The organism is Prevotella sp. MGM2, from assembly GCF_002933955.1.
Classification (GTDB): domain Bacteria; phylum Bacteroidota; class Bacteroidia; order Bacteroidales; family Bacteroidaceae; genus Alloprevotella.
On record NZ_BEWW01000193.1, the window covers coordinates 1 to 804 of the forward strand.

Below are 804 nucleotides of genomic sequence, written 5' to 3' on the forward strand. Positions count from 1 at the left end.
ATTATATATAGTAAAAAAGTATGCTCATAAAATCAAGAGCCATTGTGCTCCACACGCTTAAGTACAACGACGAGTCGCTTATCGTTGAGCTGCTCACTGAAGCCACAGGATGCGTGTCGTTTATCGTGCGCATTTCGCGTTCGGGCCGCGCGGCGGTGCGCCACATGCTTTTCCGGCCTCTCGCACTGCTAGATGTGGAGTGGAACCATCGTGGCGGCAGCGGTCTGCGCCGGTTGAAGTCGGCCTTGCCGGCAGTGCCGCTTGTTTCGCTCCCCTACGAACCGCACAAAACGACGATGGCGCTCTTTCTGGCTGAATTTCTGCATCACGCGGTGCGCACGGAACAGGAACCCGGATTGCTTTTTGACTACATTTTCCAATCGGTGGAATGGCTCGACACGACCAATGGCAGTTGCGCCAATTTTCACATTGTATTCCTGCTGCGTCTGGCACGTTTCCTTGGTTTTGAGCCCAATTTGTCTGAGGCAGGACCACAGACTTATTTTGACCTGGAAGGCGGCCGTTTCACGCAAACGCGCCCGCAACACCCCAATATCATTCTTCCGGAAGAGGCGGCACGCCTGCCACTGCTTATGCGCATGAACTTTGCCACGATGCACCTTTTCCGCTTTTCGGGCAACGAACGGTCGCGGCTGCTGGAACACATCAACACCTACTACCGCCTCCACCTGCCATCGTTTCCGGAACTGAAATCGCTGTCGGTCCTCCGAGAGGTGTTTGCCTGACCCCTCAGGTACGAATGTTCAAAAACCTTGTCGGGCTTTTTAACACTATTTGTTTTTC

Annotated in this window: 1 protein-coding gene; it reads left to right on the forward strand. The window is 53.6% G+C overall.

The window, feature by feature from the left end:
• Positions 1–20 precede the first annotated feature (20 nt).
• Positions 21–746 (forward strand): DNA repair protein RecO, encoded by a 726-nt coding sequence (gene recO / locus C5S62_RS04675; RefSeq protein ID WP_104404267.1) that lies wholly within the window; start codon positions 21–23, stop codon positions 744–746.
• The last annotated feature ends 58 nt before the right edge of the window (positions 747–804 follow it).

Excerpts from the sequence above, each read along its gene's own strand:
- recO (WP_104404267.1), top strand. The coding sequence starts at position 21 with ATGCTCATAAAATCAAGAGCCATTGTGCTCCACACGCTTAAGTACAAC.